We start from the raw sequence: 18,609 nt of genomic DNA, 5'->3' as shown, positions 1-18,609 counted from the left end.
GAATCCTTCAGAAGTCTTTCTTTTTGCGAAGAGACGATTAACGCCGTAACTTTACCATACCTGCATCCTTGAGTTTCACTCTCACATCGACTTGATTGATCATATCCGGGTGAAGTCGAATGGTCTCGCCTTTCTGGTGGCGGTTCCAATACTTCACGTGTTGCTGGTAGATTTCACTGCGAAGAGAGAATAGATCGACGTTTTTCTGTAGGCCATCACGGAACGTTTTTTGAACTTCACTACGAATTTTTTCTTCAGCCAATAATTCCATTTTATGAGGAGACATTTCTGTTAACGTCTCTTCGATTGATCCGTCAATATAGATTCGAATGGTGATCTTCGGCGTCTGTTCTTGTCCGACAAGCTTTACTTTGATATTGCTCTCTGGCACATTTAACGATATCATCGCAACTGTTTTTTTGTGCGGTTCGATTTGTAGGGCAGTATGTACGACATTTTTGATCGCCCAACGGAGGCCTGAGATTTCTTTTTTACCCCACCAGCCATGAAAATGATCATTTTCCATTGCGAATATACCATCAATCTGATAAGCCTCTCTGGGTTTGATATCTTCGAACCAATGATCCTTGGTAATCGAAATGGAAGGCAGGAGCAATGTAGAGCCAGGGCGTAACCAATGAATGAACATTTCTCTTAACGTCATGGGTTGGATGTAGGATTGCTGCATATATACATCTTCCGGCTGGTGAAGAATGGAATTCACCGGCGACAAATTGAATGTATTCGGTGCTGCGAACAATTCCTTCAATGACTCCCTTGTGCCGTACACCCAAGGCATGAATCGAATTTCATGATATCGAAGCAGCGTATCGGTCATTTTACGGAGATCCTGCTTCAAGGCACGTTCGTGGAAGACGATTGCACTAATATGCTCCCAGATGATGGGCAGCTGTGCGGCTGTAAAGATGTCATTTACTGCCGAGTCCAGCGTTTCCCCTTCACCTCGCCCAATCCACACGGGTACATGCTCTTTTGCTTTCGCTCCCTCTTGCTTGGCCACAATTGTAAAGTCAAGCGATTGGGAATAGACGACATATTTGTTATTCACGTAATCAATGCCGAGTGCAGCAACGTAATTTATATCTTGAATATTCTTCTTATCCCAGCAACCAGTGAGGACGATGGTGATGAATAAGAACATCCCGATGATGGATACACTTCGTAAGCCATTTGTCCACTTCATGATTCTTCACCTTGCCGCGTCTCATCGTTCGGATGGATATAGAGGGGGCGCTTTCCTTGCTTAGAAGGCGGAAAAGCGGCAATCGATTTCATCATATCTCGGAAGGACGGCGGCGATATCGGGGCTAGATAGGGAATGCCGAAGGACTCCAAGGTGGATAAATACAGCAGAATTCCCATTAGGGAAATGAAGAACCCGAACATGCCAAAAAAATTGGACATAAGTAGTACACCGAACTTCAAGATGCTAACCGTTCCGCTTAAGGATTGATTCACGAGTGTAAACGTAGCAACGGCATTAACCGCTGCCACTACTAACATCGTTGGCGAACCTAGGCCCGCCCGAATTGCTGCGTCCCCTACGATAAGTCCCCCAACGACAGCAACGGTCTGACCAACGGCTTTCGGCAAGCGCGCCCCCGCTTCACGGAATATTTCAAATAATCCAAGCATCAGAATCAACTCCATCGCGGCTGTAAAAGGAAGACCGAGCCTTGCAACGGTCACCGTGGCTAATAGCGGCAGCGGCAGCTGTTCAACGTTGAATGCGCATAAAGCTAACCAGAATCCAGGGATAAAGATGGAAATGATAAGCCCGATCACACGTAATAGACGTTGAAAAGTAACGAAGAAATAGGGGAAATGGACGTCCTCTGGTGATTTCAGCTCTAATAAGAGGTCTGCTGGGCCAATCAGAACCATGGGAACGGTATCGACAACGATAGCAAACCTGCCTCGAACCAAGCTTTGCACGACATAGTCAGGTCTTCCGATATAATCGAGTAACGGGAACAAGGAGAATTTGGAATCACCAAGAGCTTCACCTAGCTGTGAGCTGCTGATGACCGAATCTAGATCAAGTGAAGATAGTTTCTCCTTTACGGTTTCGATCATTTTTTTGTTCGCAACATCCTCCAAATAGAGGAGAGCAATATTCGTCTGAGAGCGTCTTCCAAGGATACTCGTCTCAATCTTAAGCGATTCGGTCTTAAGACGCTTACGAATCAAGCCTAGATTGGTGATCAAGCTCTCCGTAAATCCGTCCTTCGGCCCCTTTATCGAGATTTCAGTACTTGACTCCTCTGGCGTGCGATTCGGTGCATCGGAGATATCAAGTGTATAGTACGTATTGGTAAGCGGCGCACAAATGAGCAAGTAGCCATTGAATATTTTGGTGATCACTTCATGAACGCCTTTGGATTCATCAACCCGAGTAAGCGCAAGCAACGGATTATGCTCCAACGCTTCCGTCCATTGGTGGTCTTGCAGCATCTGATACAGTTTCGGAATAATAAATTGATTGATTTGCGTGTGATCCGTTACGCCTTCGCACCATACCAGATGGATCTCCATGACTGCTAAATCCGTACCGAAGACGAGGGAATGGTATACGATATCTGCACAGTTGGTTAAGCGCTGTCTCAGATTATCATAGGTTAACGGCATACCAGGTGTAGGATTTAAGTTGTTTGCCTGCGCTTGCCTATTATCGCGTTGATGGGTCATGATGATTCGTCCTCCTGTTCGCATGATGCATCCGAGTCAGCAGCCATAGGAGTAAGGAAAAGACGACGATGCCTATAGTGATGAACGGATAGTAGTACCAGTACAACCAATTCATGAACGCCATATCGCTCATACTAAATTGGACAAGAAGGATCAATGCAACAGATACCGATACGCAAAATATAAACTTGGGCAGTTTCTTCCGGATCGGCGTTAGATCATATATGAAAAAAATCGCAAGCGAAATGCGAATAAATGCACCTGACAACCACTGGTAGATCGAGAGAAAGTCCAAATGATTAATATATTTGCCAATCGTCACGAGCCGCCATTGCTCAAACACAGGAAAACGAAGATCGATGGCAATTTCACGACCAAAATTCGCGATGGACCCAAGATAAGGTCCAATCGTAAGTCCCGCCAGACAAATTGCCAGAATGGCCAGACCCCGATACGTTGCCTTCGTGGAGAGATGGTGCTGCAATAAGAAAAACATGAACAGCTCAACCATCCCTGCACCGGGGTAGAACATGCCGCGCAGAACGGGAATGATACCATTCTCGAGGATAGGCAGGACTAAGCTATAGTCTTTATATTGAAAGTTCGATCCCATGACGAAATAACCAAGAATAATAACGAGCGGCAGCAAGGCTCCAGCACATATGGCAATCGAACGAATCCCGGCTAATGCTGCAAGGGAGCAAATAATGATCAAGATGGTTGCCAGCATAAAGACAGGCGTTTTGGTTAGATAGGATGTGTTCGTCCAATCCGTTGTATCTTTTAAGGTGACGAATGCAATGGAGAACAAATACACGAGCAGAATGCCTACAATGACCCAAGCAATGAACGCGCCGGATTGTTCCTTCAGCCAGGAATAAATAGGCTTTGTTCCTTTATGCTCCATGACATAGAGGAAGACGGGCATCCATAATAAAGCGATACATAGCGTAAGGAGTATGCTTATCCAACCATCATTCCCAGCGCATTGAAGCAGGAGAGGTATAATATTTACGTGGTTAAGTAACCCCGTCGATAGAACCATAACCATGCAGGCTTGAAAAAAAGTTACGGATTTCGTGCCAGATTTCATCGTGAACGCCTCTCATTGTAAGATGGTGTTAATGTGCTCCATCCGCTGTGAAATCATTCCATTCTGAGCATGATTTCGTCGCGCGAAGCATTGTAAACGATTACGAATCAAGGTAAGATCGATAAGATATTGTGTAAAATGATGCCAAAGAAAGGGGAACATGTAATGATTGAATATTTGAACATTCATCATGTAAGTCTCGCCGTACGCGATTTACAGCTAGCTAAACATTTTTATTCGGAGGTGCTGCAGCTACGCGAAATCGCCCGCCCGCCTTTTCAGTCCAAAGGGGCTTGGTATGCAATCGGTGATCAACAGCTGCATTTGATTGAATGCCCTAAAGGAGAGACGTTGCGTGAGGGGCCAATCCATACCCAAGATAGTCACTTCGCAGTGTGGGTGAAGAGTTACCGTGATACTGTCGCATGGCTGGAGCAAGCAGGGATCCCCTATGAGGCACGACCGGAGAGTGTAGCAGGATTCGCTCAGATTTACATTCTAGATGTGGATCACCATATCATCGAGTTCGACGCGCCGTATGGCTCCTAAACGATACAGAGTAGAGTATTCCTAATAGATGCCTGATCGCGCATAAAAAGTGGGTATAGTCTAAGACTATACCCACTTTTCCTTTGTATAGCATTTATGAAACGCGTTGGAAGCCAGCCGTAATGATGAATTAAAATTTGATAAAGGTGGTTAATGGCGATGGAAAATATCATCATTCGACATGAAACAAATCAAGATTGGAATGACGTATATCACGTCGTAGAAGCAGCTTTCCGAAGTGAAGAGCACACGGATCACGATGAACACAACCTAGTGAACAGACTACGCTCAAGCGCCAACTTCATCCCGGAATTATCCCTCGTCGCAGTGGATGGGGATCGAATTGTGGGTCATATCATGTTCACGGAAATCAAGGTAGATGACCATACGCTGATCGCGCTTGCTCCGTTAGCTGTATCGCCGGAAATGCAGAGCCGAGGCATTGGGAGAATACTGATAATGGAGGCCCACAACATCGCCGCGAAGCTCGGATATAAGGGTTCCGTTGTTCTAGGTCATGACAAGTATTATCCAAAGTTCGGGTATCAGAAAGCAAGTCAATATGGAATTAAAGCGCCTTTCGAAGTATCGGATGATCATTTCATGGCGCTCGAGCTCATTCCTGATGGACTTGCGGATATCCACGGTACAGTAGAATATGCGAAAGCCTTTTTCGAGAAGTAAACTAAATAATCCGTTTCCGCAACTTCCCGGAAATGATATCGGTCAGCGTGATGAGGATAACGATCCCAAGGAGAATGACACCGACACGATTCCAGTTCCTTACTTGCAGGGCAAAGATAAGCGGGGTTCCGATCCCGCCTGCACCGACCAGACCCAGCGTTGTGGCAGAGCGGATATTGATCTCAAATCGGTAAAGTGAGTAGGACAAGAATTGGGGAATAACCTGCGGGATCACCGCATACCGCAGCACTTGCAAGCGATTCGCACCACAGGCAAGCAGGGCCTCTTGAGGCCCGCGATCAATGCTCTCGATGGTCTCGGAATACAATTTGGCGAGCATCCCGATCGAATGGATGCCAAGTGCGAGCACGCCTGCGAATGCTCCCGGTCCTACAGCCTTGATGAAAAGAATAGCGACGATAATCTCCGGAAAGACACGGATGAAGCTGAGCAGAATTTTACCGCTGCCGGATACGGCAAGCTGTCTGCTCATATTCGTCGAAGCCCAGAAAGCAAAAGGAATACATAAGATAGCAGATACAAATGTACCGAGGATCGAAATGATTAATGTATCTAATAATCCACGCAGTAAATCTTCCCCTTCCGGGATATAGACATAGGACCAGTCCGGATGCAGAAATCCATCGATAATGGAGAGCAAGACCGTCTTCGTCGTCGATTGAACGCCTTCAAAGTTCATACCTTGAAATGCCCAATAATAGACGGCAAGAACGACAATGATGATCAACCCGTTACGAAGCCTGGCGCTCATAGGTTTTAAGGCTCTTGTGTCTCTCATAGCAAGCTCCTCCGAATTCTCGTACTGCCATAATCAATAGCAAGAACAATCACGAGTGTAAATAAAATGATCATCGCTGCGCGATCGTAACGGAAGAGTCCGAGAGCACGATCAAGCAAGATGCCAATTCCGCCGGCGCCAACCAAGCCAAGCACCGAAGCGGCGCGAATATTCACCTCAAACGTATAGAGAAAATACGAGACAAAGTATGGAAACGCTTGCGGAACGACGCCGAACTTGATCACTTGCAGGCGATTCGCGCCTACAGCTGTCATGGCTTCGAGTGGGCCGGGATCGATGGCCTCAATGGATTCAAATGTTAGCTTGGCAATGATTCCGAATGAGAAGAAAAGAAGGGCGAGCATGCCGGCGAAGGGTCCAATCCCGAACATGGCAACGAAGATCGAGGCGAAGAGTAAATCGGGGATCGTACGAACCAAGTTCAAGATGACCCGCATTGGCATCGACACCCATTTGTTCGGCATCATGTTATAAGCACATAACAGTGCAACGGGAATCGCTAGGATTCCACCGAACGTCGTTCCTACGATCGCGATCTGAATGGTCTCCATCATCGGTTGCCAGATGGTCGGTAAGTAACTCCAATCGGGAGGAATCATCTCTTGCAGCAGACTGCCCATTTGCGGCAATCCGATCATCAGTTTATAAGGGGTCGCATCGATATGTACAGAACAGAGGATAAGCACGACGATGATGAATAACCACGTTGCGATTCGTTTGTATCGTCCCCGGATAAGCTGTTGATCGAGCGGGGATTTCGGTCCGAATCCAGGCGTAACGGGCTTCATACTTCGCCTCCCAACAGCTCATCATGCCGGATGGATCGCCCGTATATTTCTGCGAAGGCTTCGTCTGTCGCTTGTTCAGGGGGACCATCGAATACGACTTCTCCTGCACGGAGACCAATGATTCGGGTCGCATATTCTCGAGCGAGATCAATAAAGTGCAAATTGATGATGGTCGTAATACGCATCTCTTGATTAATGCGCTTCAGATCATCCATGACCTGACGGGTTGTCAGAGGATCAAGCGACGCGACAGGCTCATCGGCAAGAATAATCTTCGCTTCCTGTGCCAGAGCCCGTGCGATGGATACCCGCTGCTGTTGGCCGCCGGAGAGTTGATCGGCACGGATGTATGCTTTCTCCCGAATATTAACCCGATCAAGGGCGTGTAGGGAGAGTTCGATATCTTCTCGCGGGAACATTCCGAGCATCGTCCGGAAGGTCGAATGATAGGCCACCCGCCCTGATAGCACATTACTTAGGACGGTTGCACGTTTGATGAGGTTAAAGTTCTGAAAGATCATGCCGATATCCCGGCGGATCAGGCGCAGATCTTTGTCTTTTGCAGAAGTGATCGATTTGCCGTCGACAAGAATCTCGCCTTCGGTTATATCATGCAATCGGTTAATAGACCGAAGCAGGGTAGATTTCCCTGCTCCGGATGAACCGACGATGACGACAAGCTCGCCTTCCTTGATGTCAAGATTAATGTGGCGAAGGCCTAGGGTACCGTTCGGATAGGTTTTCGATACATTGCGGAATTGAATCATACATATCCAACTCTCTCTCTGATTACTTAATTTCTTGCCCTACAGCCTTTGCATATTCACGTACGGAATCAAAGTTGTTATCATCGCCTTTGACATAACCGACATGGGTGTAAATGTCTTTAATAATTTTGGCTCCTTCGGCATCATTCGTAATATCGATAAACGCTTGACTGATTTTGTCTCTCCAGCTTTGATCCATATCGTTGCGTACGCAGACTGTATCATTTGGTATCTTAGCTGTGTAATGCAGCACGCGTGTCTTCTCAAAAATGTCTGGCACATCGTTAAGTACGGTATTCCGCGCGTCTTGGAAATTCGCAACAGCATCCACCTGACCGTTCAATAACGCCATTAATGCCGCATCATGGCCTTTGATCGTAATGCCGGTTACGTCTTTATCCGGGTCGACACCGGCTTTTTTCAGTTCTGCTGCAGGATAGACGTATCCCGCTGAGGAAGTGACATTTTGCCAGCCGATTTTTTTGCCTTTTAAATCCTCCAATGTTTTGATCGGTGAATCCTTTGGCACCACAATCATCGCTTTGTAGAAATCCACTTTCTCTGTTGTTGCTTTCCCTGTCGCATCTTCGACACCAAAACGCTGAGCTTGGAGGAGGAGATCTGCGGCTTTTTTATTATCGTGGGCAAGTACGTATGCGTTCGGAGGCAAGAAGCCGACATCGACCTGTTTGGAAGACATGGCTTCGACAATGGTGTTGTAATCCGGCGATACCGTCACGTGCACAGGAATTCCGAGTCTGTCACCAAGCAGCTTCTCAAGCGGTTTGGTTTTGGATTCTAACGTATCAGCATTCTGTGATGGAACGAATTGAACATTCAGCTCCTTCGGCACATAGGAAGCGCTTGAATCCTTGGATCCGCAAGCAGCAAGGCTCGCTGCGATGAGCATGGTCATCACGATTGCCATTGTTTTCTTCATCATTCTTTGTACCCTCCATTGGTCAATTTCAATGTCCTATATCACATCTATATCTGACATGGCGAATCGTAGAACAACGAAAAATAATGGAAGGTGATATCACAAGCGTAACGCGCATCCTCCTGGTCATAAACACGTCCTAGACGTCATATAATCAACGAATTGCCAAGCAGAGGTTGCCATTGTATCTACCAACAACCTCTGTTTTTGTGTCTGATTATGGCAATATTTTACATAACATTAACACTACAAAACACCAAGACATGCTACAGTAATGACGTTGTAACCACTAATTTGAGATGAAGGAAGGGACAAGGGAAGATGAGGAACAGAAGGAACATGAGAAGGCTTAGCGTAATTTTCTTAGCACTCTCGATGTTAATCGGCAATGCGTTTTACTTCATGTCAGGGACAGCATCGGCTGCCTCGGCGATCAGCGTTGCAGAGGCTATTGCGAAGAATAACAATGGCGAGACGGCGACGGTGGAAGGGTATATCGTAGGTGAAGTCTATAATTCCAAGCCCATTTTTTCTAATTTTCAGGATGATCTCAACTTCTTAATTGCGGATACGGCGAGTGAGACGGATAAAACCAAACTGATCGATGTTCAGATTACTGCGAGTTACCGAAGCGAATACGGTCTGAAGAGCAACCCGACACATGTCGGCAAAAAAGTACAAGTGACGGGCACACTAACGTCATATAGTGGTATGAATGGCGTAAAAAGTCCTACGAGCTTCGTACTGGACGGCACGCCAGGCGGTGGAAATCCTAACCCGACCGATCCAGGAAGCGAGAACATCGGTGTCCCGACAACCCTGCCGGATGGGACAGGTAAAAAAGTGCTATTCGACCAATCCCATGCGCAGACAGCCGGGGCAGCAGATTGGGTCATCGATGGCGCTTTCTCGGATTTCGCTGACGGACTAAAGTCTGCCGGCTTCCAAGTTGACGCACTCGAACGAACCATTCCTTACTCCTCGCAAGCATATGATACCCCTACAATTACGCTGAATAAACTGAAGCAGTACAACGTGTTTATTATTGGCGAAGCGAATATCCCATTCAAATCTTCCGAGCAAGATGCGATGCTCCAATATGTGAAGGAAGGCGGCAGTATCTTCTTCATCTCAGACCATTATAATGCCGACCGGAATTTGAACCGCTGGGATTCCTCTGAAGTCATGAACGGTTATCGTCGTGGCGCTTATAGCAATCCGACGAAAGGGATGAATACAGCAGAAGTCGCATCCGGAGCCATGCAAGGGGTGACAAGCACCGATTGGCTCGGTCAGAACTTCGGTGTTCGGTTCCGTTACAATGCATTAGGCGACTTCACGAAGACCGATACGGTCAAATATGATCAATCCTTCGGTATTACGGCAGGCGTTAATGATGTCGAGATGCATGCAGGATCGACGATGGTCGTGATGGATCCGACACGTGTCAAAGGGCTTGTCTATATTCCGAAAACAACGTCAGGTTGGAATAATGCCGTTGAGAAAAGCGATCCAGTAAACTTCCCGAATGGCGGCGTATATAAAGGCGGCGGAGTAGATGAAGGACCGTTCGCAGCGATCTCGAAGCTCGAGAAGGGGAAAGCAGCGTTCATCGGGGATTCCTCGCCCGTTGAAGATATCACACCACGATATGTACGCGAAGATAATGGGTCGAAGAAAACCACTTACGATGGATTCAAGAGCGAAGGGCAGAACAATGTCTTCCTAGTACAGACAGTGAAATGGCTGGCTGTCCAAGAGGATTACACAACATTCGAGAATAAAGGCATTACACTTGATTCCCCTACACCATTACTGGCTAGCGGTCTGGAGAACCCGGTAACATCTGTTGAAATTCCAGGAACCGAGCCTTGGGGAAGTCCGGCAGCCGGATACAAATGGTATGATCCAGCTACATACAAAGCGGGATCCTATGGTACAGGAAAAGGAACGCCTGAGGTACCCATTCCAGACCTGACGACCCTATCTGAAGCAAGAAAAGTAAGTGATAACACGTATGTGACCGTCCAGGGAATTGTGACATCGGAGCCGGGCATCTTCGGCGGTTCCGGCTTCTACATGCAAGATGGAACTGCCGGGATCTACGTCTATCCGAGTCAACCAACAGGGCTGCATGTAGGCGACAAAGTAAAGCTGACGGCCCAGAAGACCATATTCAATACGGAAGTAGAGCTGATGAATGAAGCGAAGGTAGAGAAGCTGGATGCGAATGCGAATATTCCACCAGCGAATCCGGCCGTGCAGACATCAGTCAATGACAATAATCAAGGAACCATCATCACCCTTAAGGATGCAGCCATCCAGAATTATGCGATCGTGACGAACTCGCTCGAATTTGATCTGGTGAAAGATAGTATAACCACTCGTGTTCGGGTAGACAGCAGAACGAATATCAATGCAGATAGCTTCAAACAGTTGTTCCCTGCGGGGACAAAGGTCGACATCACAGGCATTTCATCGATTTTTAAAGGCACTTATCAATTGAAATTGTTAAAGTTTGAAGATGTAAAACCAGCAGCGCAAGCCAATCAAGCACCGGTATTTCAAGCGGTTGAGGCGAAAAGCGTAACAGAAGGGCAGACGCTATCCTTCCAAGTCGAAGCGACCGATGCGGATGGTGATAGCCTAACGTATTCTGCTCCATCACTTCCAGGGAATGCGGCATTTGATGCTTCAAGCCGTACATTCTCGTGGACGCCGCAAACAGCCGGCGACTATACTGCAGCTTTTCTCGTGACGGATGGAAAAGGTGGCGAAGCCACGATGAACGTATCCATAACGGTTACGCCTGCATCCCAGGGATCGAGTAATGCGGCTTCACTGACAGGACCAACCGCAACGTATGTTGGCGGTACTGCGGATTTGTCAATTGGCATGAAGAATGTAACAGATGGATTCACAGTCGGAAGCATCGTCGTTCAATATGATCCGAACGTGTGGACATTTGCGACACAATCGAATTCGGATGGCACCTTAATGTTAGCTGACACTGCTTATAGTGTGAATTTGAATAACACGGGTGTATTAGCGACAGGTGTGAAACAGGATCTAGGACAAATATTAATCCTTGTCGGCAGTACTGGAGCAGATCAGCTTATCACAGGATCAGGTACACTTGTCACCTTGCACGGCAAAATCAAATCCACTGCAGCGACAGGTTCTACATCGCTCTCCTTATCCAGCTTCGACGTATCGAAGGATGGCGTGTCCAGTGTGCTGAATACTGCGCAGGCTTCTTGGCAGATCGATGTGAAATCGGCCGATCGCGCAGCATTAATCTCGGCAATCCAGAATGCACAGCAGCTTCATGATACAGCTGTTGTCGGTTCAGCTCCAGGTCAATACCCTGCGGCAGCGAAGGCGGCTTTGCTCGATGCGATTACGACAGCAAGTACGGTCCGTGATAACGCATCTGCAACACAAGAGCAGATCAATACTGCGCTCGCAGCGTTGAATGCGGCGGTCAATACGTTCAAGAATAGCGTAAATCCATCGCAACCAGCGGATAAATCGGCATTATCAACAGCGATCACAAATGCACAAAGTATGCTGAATAAAGCGGTCACAGGCAATAAAGTGGGTCAATACCCAGCTGAAGCGAAGACAGCATTGCAAGCAGCTATCGCAGCAGCAACGGATGTCCTGAATCAAGCTTCTGCATCGCAGTCGCAAGTGGATGCGGCGGTGTCGACATTGCATACCGCAACGGCTACGTTCCAATCGAAACTCATCACGCTTGTACCGGGTGCGACGAAGATAACAATCAATGACCTCTCGATCGCTGCGAAATACTTCGGGGTAAAATCAACGGATCCGAACTGGAACAGCATTGCTAAGGCAGACATACTCAATGAGAACGAGATTACTATTCGTTCGCTTGCAGCCATCGCGCAGCTCATCGTAGGCAATTGGTATACTGGTTCTTAATAATACGCAAGCAATGATATGAGGTTTCTAACAGCATGGGCTGCCGATCATTCCTGTACAGGATGATCGGCGGTCTTTTTTTTGCATATACGCTTCATATAGCCATGACGCCTATTGTCTTATGAGCCATTGGTGATAAGATCAGAATTGTCCTTCCTTATGCACGATCGTAGGAAGGGTTAGAACGATTTTGTAACCAAAAAGATACTTCCTCGTATTAAGTGAACAACAACGAATGAACAGCAGAACTAACACTCTAGATAAAGATGAGGGAACCATGTTATGAATGTGGCGTTTAAAGATTATGCCGATCTTGGATATCGGCGCGCTGAGGAGAAGGCAGCACAATATTTTGCAGCACTCAAGGTGCAGGTTCAGGAAAAATCGTATGTGTCTACCCTCACAGAAGATTTTCACATGTGGAAGAAGAATCATATACATCCTGCATGGCTATCTTTTTTCTCGTGGGGGAAGAAAAAGCCGGATACACGGGATTATCACCGATATATTCAATGGCAGACAACGACTGGAAAATTAGAAGACTACTTGGATCGAAGCGTATCCTACATGTATATGCGGGATCTAGGCAAATCGCTGAATTCGCCAGCGGTCCAGACGCGGATTCAGCACGTCGTTGCTGATATCAAGCGTCACTTGATACAATCCACATCCTCGCACAAGCGTAAGGAGAACGGACTAGATTCGATGAGTCTTGATGGACTGTATCGATGGGGGCAGAAGAAAGGAATCGAATCGGATATCATTTGGCTGATGAACAAACTTCGAATGGTATCCATTCATGTACCGGAAGAAATCAGTGCCGAGCATGCCCAGCGCAAATTGATTAAAATCATCTTCGGTGTCGTCTTGCATGTGGCAGAAGATATGGACGATTCGTTAACGGTAGCGGAGCGAGCGAAACGGTTGGGTGAAGCGATCCGACTTGGCTACTCATACGGCTTAACCTATCCTTTCATCGATGATCTGCTCGATTCAGCCGTGTTAACTGATGCAGAAAAAGAGCAGTACTCGCGGATGATCCGCACTTCGCTGCTCACTGGAACGGTACCGAAGCTCAGTGAGTGGTCGGGCAGCAACATGGAGTTAATTCAATATATTCATGCGGAACTTCGCGAAGCGTTCGAGTACATTCGCGATTATCAGCGTTCAGAGACGCAACGAATATTCTTCGAACAGTCGTATGTATTCTTTCAATCGCAAGAGATCGATCGTGCGAAGGATTTAGCGGATGCGAGCTATACGAATGAAGAGCTGTATATACCAATTATTCTCAAATCATCTTCTTCGCGCCTTATTGTCCGTTCTGTCATTAGTGCGCCAGCCGACGAGGGCTTTGATGAACGCACGTTCTATAATGGCATTTACAATCAGCTGGCAGATGACTTCGCTGACATGTTCGACGATATGAAAGATGGAGCGGTCACGCCATATACTTACTATTTGAAATATCGTGATCAACGTCCGGATCTCATGAACCCGTTCGAATTGTATTGGTCTGTCATCTCTCATTTGATCCATCACGTGCACGACTCCGATCCGAAGACGCGTGAAGTGATTCTGGATCGTGCAATTAATGGATTGAAGCGCTGTAAGGTGCGTGTCGGTACAGAACAATACAATGAGATCATGGCCATCTTCTCATCCGGCCATCCGGAATTCAATCGTCTGATCCAGTATATGGTGCAGAGAGCAGATCAAGTAGACTTCTTCGATAAGCTCCTGCGAGATCAGATGGTTACGACGCTCAAAAATGATCGTCAAGAAAAAGAAGAATTCCATCGCAGCGTCGATACGATCCGTCAGCATATTAATCGTGTCCTTCCTGTTGTGAAGCCTGAGGGGATCTCTCCGATGCAAGAGCCGCTCATCGATGCTGCGAACTACAGTCTGGAGGGCTCAGGGAAACGCATTCGTCCGATTTTGACTTGGATGATGGGCGTAAACGAATACGGATTGCAACCAGAAGCCATTGTGCCGCTGTTACGATCATTGGAATATATGCACACCGCATCCTTGATCTTCGATGATTTGCCTTCGCAGGATAATGCTTCAACGCGAAGAGGACGCCCGACGCTGCATCAGGTGCATAACGTCGCGACCGCGGAATTAACGGGTCTCTTCTTAATCCTTCGTGCGATCAATGAACAATCCTCACTAGGACAGTACAATGCGAGTACGGTGTTAGAATTGATCCACTATTCGGCTCAGAAAACAGAAGAAATGTGCATGGGGCAGGCGATGGACCTGGAGTCCAAAGGAAAAACGTTAACACTTGATGAACTGAATATGATTTGCTTCTATAAAACAGGTATTGCCTTTGAAGCTTCGCTTGTCATGCCGGCTATTCTCGCAGAAGTGAATGAATCCGAGATTGCTGCACTCAAAAAGTTTGCTTATCATGCTGGCATTGCCTTTCAAATCAAGGATGATCTGCTGGATTTGGAAGGAGATCTGACGCTGCTAGGCAAACCAACAGGGCAGGATTTTGAGAACAACACCTCGACATTTGTATCGATTCTAGGTCAGGAACATGCGAAAAAGGCGATGTGGGAGCATTATTGCCTGGCGATGGAAGCGCTCAGAGCATTGCCGCGCAACATCTCATTTTTGAAGCATTTATTGAATTATTTCGTCAACCGAGACCATTAATCAAATGTCAACAAAGTCTTCCATTAGGAAGACTTTTTCTTTTTCCATGGCTTCAGATTGGGACTAGCCGTGGCATCCGAAATATGTACGTGGGCACGACGGTAAACTTGCGGGCTTTTCAGCGTTGCAACGATACTCTTCATCAATTATTAAAAATTATAATAATCGAATTATTATATAATCGATCATATCAACAGATGTTGGTCGCGTGATAGAATGAACGCTTAATGGGAGGAAATGGCTGCCATCGGCAACAAGTATGGCCGAAACCGGGTGATGAGGTCAGAGTGAAACGTCCTGCCGTCATGAACAAAGGAGGATCGTCTCAGGACAATTGGATTAGGATACGGAATGGGATAGGAGCAGGAGAATAGACCATGGGGAAAATAAATATGAAGAATCTTTTTGGCGGGAAGAAGCGAGCTGGATCATCGACGGGTTGGATGGATCGTGCAAAAAACATAGAAGTGATCCTGGACATTCAAGATCCGACGGTACGAAGACAGCTTGAGATGATTGATTTGACCGTGGAAGAGATCCAATTAGCCAAAGCAATTCAGTGTCTCATACAAGAGCATATCGAAGAGATCGTCACTGCATTTTATCAGAGAATAACGAATATCGATGAGCTGAAGCAGATCATCCTTGATCATAGCACCCTTGAACGACTGCGATCTACGCTTGCGACCCACATGATTGAAATGTTCGACGGCAGGATCGATGAAGAATTCTTGAACAAACGAACGCGCGTCGCCAATATCCATTATCGCATCGGCTTGGAACCGAAGTGGTATATGGGGGCATTCCAGAACGTACAGAGTATATTATTAGATATCGTTCATCAAAACATAGACAATCGAGACGATAGCCTCAAAATTAATAAAGTCATCACGAAAATTCTGAACTTCGAGCAACAGCTTGTCTTAGAAGCCTATGAGAAAGAAAATCTTCGCCAGAGACGCCTGCAATATGAGAAAGTGAAAGAAGATCTCAGGACCAAGATTATACTCGTCTGTCAGGAAATGATCGCGATCACCGAACAGACCAGTACCTCAGTACAAGAGCTGATTGCAAGCAGCAACGAGGTGAACGACTCCGTTCAACGCGGCGCATCCACCTCTAGAGATACGCAACTGCTCGCGACGGATGGGCAGACGAAGATCGCGGGGCTTGAATCACGCATTCGTTCGATCTTCCATCGCACGAATAAGATGGAAGGGATCGTCAACCAGTTGAATCTTTCGGTGCAAGAAATTGGTCAAATCGTCAATCTCGTACAGGAAATCGCCGGTCAGACGAACTTGCTCGCGCTGAACTCAGCGATTGAAGCTGCAAGAGCAGGTGAGCATGGAAGAGGGTTCGCCGTTGTCGCGCAAGAGGTACGTAAGCTGTCAGAGCAGACCAATCAGTCCGTGGAACGAATTCGATCTTACATTGAGGAGACGTGTCAATATTCTGAAGATGTCGTAGCCGCGATTCGAGAAGTCCATACCTTCGTGGAGGAGAGTCAGGCTGAATCCGAAGCGACGGAAATTGCCTTCCATCGAATCGTATCCTCCATGGCAAATAGTCTCACGGATGTAGAGAAGGTCGAGTTAGGTATGAAGGTGCTTGTTCAGAGCATTGAAGATATTGGACTTGCGACCGAGAAAGTCGTCGCTTCCGCAGAGCAATTAAATCAGGCAGCGCAAAGCGTGTAGAACTTTTCTACACGTCTTTTTTTGTTGGAGAGGGTTGAAGATCGCCGCTTGTCATGTTAACGATACGCAATGTTGACCAGAATAGATGCTAACAGCCTCGATTTGATGCTCCTCGTGAATTATGCTATCGTGTGAGGATTGTAGTTATGGTAAGAAATGATGCTTATAAATGTATGTTTTCTGCAACAGGAGAGGAGTTTCTATGTATAGCATTTTAATTGTTGAAGATGATCATTCCTTGGCGGAGATTCTATCTGATTATATGGCTAAATATGGGTTTACAACGAAAGTCGTTGATGATTTCAGTGATGTCATCGGCGAATATCAGGCGTTTGCACCGCATCTTGTTTTGCTCGATGTGAATTTGCCGAAGTTCGACGGGTTCTATTGGTGCCGCAAGTTGAGAGAGATGACGACCTGTCCGATCATCTTTATTTCCGCACGCAACACGGATATTGATATGATTCGCGCGATGGATCATGGTGCAGACGATTATGTGACCAAGCCGTTCTCAGCAGATCTGATCGTATCCAAAATCAATGCCCAGCTGCGAAGAGTCTATGGGGAGTATGCGCAGTTAGCGGTATCGCGGCGCGTGAGAATTGGAACGTTAACCTATGATTATGAGAATCTTACGCTCGAGAACAATGGCAAGCAAGTGGAGTTGTCCAAAAAAGAAGCAGCACTGGCGGCGCTATTGATGGAAAATGGAAATAAAGTGCTGCGGCGGGAAAAGCTGCTGGAATCCCTCTGGGATGATGAGAGCTTCGTCGAGGAGAACACGCTTAACGTCAATGTCGCAAGACTGCGCAAGAAATTAGACGAGATCGATTCCAATGTGGAGATCGAGACCGTTCGAGGCATCGGCTACCGCATGGTAGAGGTCCATTCATGAAGTTGTTCATCAAAGAGCACCTCTGGATCGTTGTATTATATCTCGTATCCTTCATCGGTCTCGTGACCGTCTATCACTGGCTCGGCGGATTCGAGGCAGGAATCGGGTACTTTATTTTTCTGAATATTTTTCTGCTTGCCTGTGTCCTTATCTATCGTTATTTTGCGTTAAAGCCGCTTCTGAATAAGCTCTCCGTACAGCCGGATCAGTTAGATGAACTCTTGATTCTGGAGCCGCGGACCAGCTTAGAGCATGCATTTGCACGCACAATGATTCAATACAGAATGCTATTATCCAGTGAGATTAATCAATTGGAGCGCAAGCAAGAGGATTATCGACATATGCTCGATACTTGGGTGCATCAGATGAAAACGCCTGTATCGGTCATCAGTCTGCTCAGTGAGCGGAATGAAGAGAATTCTGACTTTCAGAAGGTAAGGGTGGAATCACGTCGGCTAGAGTACAATCTAGCCCAGCTCTTGACGTACATTCGACTAGATGGGTATGAGCGGGACTTTAAGATTGATCATATCCCACTACTGCAGATCGTCAAAGAGGTCGTGAATGAGCTTAAGCCTTATTTCATTGCCCGCTCCGTCTTTCCTAAGGTGAATATTCCGGAACATGTCCTGATTTATTCTGATAAGAAATGGCTAAAACGTGCGTTGTATCAAATCATGAACAATGCGATTAAATATAGCGATGCAGAAAAAAGTGTACATATGACTGCCGTGGCGACGCCAAATGGCATTGAACTATCCGTCACCAATGTTGGGATTGGCATTAAGAAAAGCGATATTCGCCGCGTATTTGATAAGTACTACACTGGCGATACCGGACGTGAACAAGGAGAATCTTCTGGCATCGGATTATACATGGCTCGCCAAATCACGACGATGCTGGGGCATACCATTCAGGTGGTCTCTGAACCCGGACATGAGACGACACTCACGGTAACGTTTCGCGCCAATAAACCATGATTACCGCATGGTTTGTTCGCGTTGTATGACAATAATGTAATGATGATGTTAGATTCGGAGATAGCT

At 46.7% G+C, this 18,609-nt stretch carries 14 protein-coding genes; 7 read left to right on the top strand and 7 right to left on the bottom strand.

The window, feature by feature from the left end:
* Positions 1–37: 37 nt before the first annotated feature.
* Genes GCU39_RS10335 through GCU39_RS10325 form a run of 3 tightly spaced genes read right to left on the bottom strand, consistent with a single transcriptional unit; the run spans position 38 to position 3,802 of the window.
* On the bottom strand, positions 38–1,204 hold the full coding sequence (locus GCU39_RS10335; RefSeq protein WP_152393433.1) for a Ger(x)C family spore germination protein: 1,167 nt from the start codon (positions 1,202–1,204) through the stop codon (positions 38–40).
* The gene (locus tag GCU39_RS10330; protein WP_152393432.1) at positions 1,201–2,709 is read right to left on the bottom strand and encodes a spore germination protein; all 1,509 of its coding nucleotides are present in this window, start codon (positions 2,707–2,709) and stop codon (positions 1,201–1,203) included. The genes GCU39_RS10335 and GCU39_RS10330 overlap by 4 nt, the downstream gene beginning before the upstream one ends.
* Positions 2,690–3,802 carry an endospore germination permease gene (locus tag GCU39_RS10325; RefSeq protein ID WP_152393431.1) on the bottom strand — a complete coding sequence of 371 codons (1,113 nt, stop codon included), beginning with the start codon at positions 3,800–3,802 and terminating at the stop codon, positions 2,690–2,692. Before GCU39_RS10325 ends, GCU39_RS10330 begins: the two co-directional genes overlap by 20 nt.
* A gap of 165 nt (positions 3,803–3,967) precedes the next feature.
* On the opposite strand from GCU39_RS10325, the gene GCU39_RS10320 reads away from it, so the two are divergent.
* Together GCU39_RS10320 and GCU39_RS10315 are read left to right on the top strand one after the other, a co-directional pair.
* Positions 3,968–4,351: a VOC family protein gene (locus tag GCU39_RS10320; protein ID WP_152393430.1), complete on the top strand. Its 384-nt coding sequence runs from the start codon at positions 3,968–3,970 to the stop codon at positions 4,349–4,351.
* A 159-nt stretch (positions 4,352–4,510) separates the two neighbouring features.
* Positions 4,511–5,035 (top strand): GNAT family N-acetyltransferase, encoded by a 525-nt coding sequence (locus tag GCU39_RS10315; RefSeq protein WP_227793524.1) that lies wholly within the window; start codon positions 4,511–4,513, stop codon positions 5,033–5,035.
* 1 nt (position 5,036) lies between these two features.
* Here the strand turns inward: GCU39_RS10315 and phnE (GCU39_RS10310) are convergent, their stop codons facing one another.
* From phnE (GCU39_RS10310) to phnD, 4 genes are read right to left on the bottom strand one after another with little or no spacing between them, the layout of a single operon-like run.
* On the bottom strand, positions 5,037–5,807 hold the full coding sequence (phnE, locus tag GCU39_RS10310) for a phosphonate ABC transporter, permease protein PhnE (RefSeq protein ID WP_407671703.1): 771 nt from the start codon (positions 5,805–5,807) through the stop codon (positions 5,037–5,039).
* Between the two features lie 23 nt (positions 5,808–5,830).
* Positions 5,831–6,643, bottom strand: coding sequence for a phosphonate ABC transporter, permease protein PhnE (gene phnE / locus GCU39_RS10305; RefSeq protein WP_152393428.1), 813 nt, complete (start codon positions 6,641–6,643; stop codon positions 5,831–5,833).
* Positions 6,640–7,410 (bottom strand): phosphonate ABC transporter ATP-binding protein, encoded by a 771-nt coding sequence (phnC, locus tag GCU39_RS10300; RefSeq protein ID WP_152393427.1) that lies wholly within the window; start codon positions 7,408–7,410, stop codon positions 6,640–6,642. The genes phnE (GCU39_RS10305) and phnC overlap by 4 nt, the downstream gene beginning before the upstream one ends.
* Before the next feature lie 22 nt (positions 7,411–7,432).
* The gene (gene phnD / locus GCU39_RS10295) at positions 7,433–8,353 is read right to left on the bottom strand and encodes a phosphate/phosphite/phosphonate ABC transporter substrate-binding protein (RefSeq protein ID WP_152393426.1); all 921 of its coding nucleotides are present in this window, start codon (positions 8,351–8,353) and stop codon (positions 7,433–7,435) included.
* Between the two features lie 336 nt (positions 8,354–8,689).
* On the opposite strand from phnD, the gene GCU39_RS10290 reads away from it, so the two are divergent.
* The 5 genes from GCU39_RS10290 to GCU39_RS10270 all read left to right on the top strand — a co-directional run bounded on the left by GCU39_RS10290 (position 8,690) and on the right by GCU39_RS10270 (position 18,543).
* A complete protein-coding gene (locus GCU39_RS10290) occupies positions 8,690–12,298 on the top strand; it encodes a DUF6359 domain-containing protein (RefSeq protein WP_193726860.1) in 3,609 nt (1,202 codons plus the stop codon).
* Between the two features lie 282 nt (positions 12,299–12,580).
* The gene (locus GCU39_RS10285) at positions 12,581–14,968 is read left to right on the top strand and encodes a polyprenyl synthetase family protein (protein ID WP_152393424.1); all 2,388 of its coding nucleotides are present in this window, start codon (positions 12,581–12,583) and stop codon (positions 14,966–14,968) included.
* Positions 14,969–15,345: 377 nt separating this feature from the next.
* Positions 15,346–16,668, top strand: coding sequence for a protoglobin domain-containing protein (locus GCU39_RS10280; protein WP_152393423.1), 1,323 nt, complete (start codon positions 15,346–15,348; stop codon positions 16,666–16,668).
* A 202-nt stretch (positions 16,669–16,870) separates the two neighbouring features.
* Positions 16,871–17,563: a response regulator transcription factor gene (locus GCU39_RS10275; RefSeq protein WP_152393422.1), complete on the top strand. Its 693-nt coding sequence runs from the start codon at positions 16,871–16,873 to the stop codon at positions 17,561–17,563.
* A complete protein-coding gene (locus tag GCU39_RS10270) occupies positions 17,560–18,543 on the top strand; it encodes a sensor histidine kinase (RefSeq protein ID WP_152393421.1) in 984 nt (327 codons plus the stop codon). The genes GCU39_RS10275 and GCU39_RS10270 overlap by 4 nt, the downstream gene beginning before the upstream one ends.
* The last annotated feature ends 66 nt before the right edge of the window (positions 18,544–18,609 follow it).

The sequence above is a fragment of the Paenibacillus guangzhouensis genome (assembly GCF_009363075.1).
Classification (GTDB): Bacteria; Bacillota; Bacilli; order Paenibacillales; family Paenibacillaceae; genus Paenibacillus_K; species Paenibacillus_K guangzhouensis.
The sequence above is the reverse complement of the archived record's forward strand: the minus strand, read 5'-3'. Positions and strand labels throughout refer to the sequence as shown.